1 protein-coding gene is annotated in these 1,476 nt (G+C 47.5%); it reads left to right on the forward strand.

Going from position 1 to position 1,476, the window contains the following annotated elements; translation table 11 throughout:
• Positions 1-118: 118 nt before the first annotated feature.
• The coding region (locus AB6811_RS13770; RefSeq protein ID WP_369491193.1) for an IS5 family transposase at positions 119-1,476 on the forward strand (1,358 nt) is incomplete at its 3' end.

The raw sequence follows: 1,476 nt of genomic DNA on the forward strand, positions 1-1,476 counted from the left end.
TAGTCGACCCTTATTAACATAATAACATATTGATTGTTAATAACATAATAGGTTGTTTTCAATAAAATATTTGCAAGATTTAGTAAATTAGACCCATAAACCTTGCAATAATTTTAAGATGGCACCAAAGGGAAAAGATCAAAGTCAGGGGAGCTTGTTTTTCTCGTTAAGGGATACCCTAAACCCCAAACACCCCCTATTTGTACTGGCCAACCAGATCCAGTGGGATACTTTCGAGAAAGCCTTCAGAGGGCTGTACTGTGCGGATAATGGGCGACCAGCCAAACCCATTCGCTTAATGGTAGGCCTGCTCATCCTGAAGCATGTACGCAACCTCTCGGATGAGTCGGTGGTGGAGCAATGGAGCGAAAACAACTATTTCCAATACTTTACGGGCGAGAATTCATTTGTACCGACAGTACCATGTGAAGCCTCTGAGCTGGTGCATTTTAGGAGGCGGATAGGCGAAAGCGGGGTGGGGCTGATTTTAAAGGAGAGCATTCGGGTCAACGGTAAGGATTCCCTGGACTCAAACGTAAACGTGGACACCACCGTTCAGGAGAAAAACATCACATTCCCCACGGATGCGAAGCTACACAGGAAGATCATACAGAAATGCAAGGCCATTGCCCAGAAGGAGGGTATTGAGTTACGGCAGAGCTACAGCAGGACACTCAAAAAGCTAGGTCAGGCGCAACGGTTTAGGAACCACCCCAGGAACAGATCGAAGGCGCAGAAAGCCGATAGGAAGGTGAGGACGATAGCCGGTCGCCTGGTGCGGGAGCTGGAACGGAAGCTTACACCCAACAGCAGGTATCAAGCAGATTTACAGCTATTTTCGCAGGTTTTGATGCAACGGAAGGACAGTAAGAAAAAGATTTACTCCATCCATGAGCCGGAGGTGGTGTGCATCTCCAAGGGGAAGGAGCACAAGAAGTATGAGTTTGGCAACAAGGCATCGTTTGCAAAGACCGACAGCGGGGTTATAGTGGGGGCGCTAGGGTTCAGGGACCAGTACGATGGGCATACGCTAAAGCCAACGCTTGAGCAGGTAGAACGGCTAACGGGAAGAATGCCGCAAAGGGTGAAGGTAGACAGGGGGTACAAGGGCTGTAAACAGCTAGGGGATACGGAGGTTCTAATTCCGTCAACCCCATGCAGGTCAGCGAGTTACTACCAGCGCAGAAAGCTAAGCGAAAGGCACAAGAAACGTGCCGGGATTGAGCCCATCATAGGACACCTGAAGGCCGATCATCGCCTCAGCCGCAACTTTTACAAGGGGGTATTAGGCGATAACATCAATATCATGCTGGCAGCCGCAGCATTTAACTTCAAAAGGGTTATGAACAGGTGGAAGAAAAAAATTTCCCATTTCTTCCAAACACTATTTTTCTTTTTACATGCACTCCTTTCCCCTTCCCATGTTTTTTTTATCCTCAAGAAAAAATTTAAACCCGACTTTTTAAGGGACGACTA

Origin of the sequence: Tenuifilum sp. 4138str, assembly GCF_041102575.1 — a bacterium.
Classification (GTDB): domain Bacteria; phylum Bacteroidota; class Bacteroidia; order Bacteroidales; family Tenuifilaceae; genus Tenuifilum; species Tenuifilum osseticum.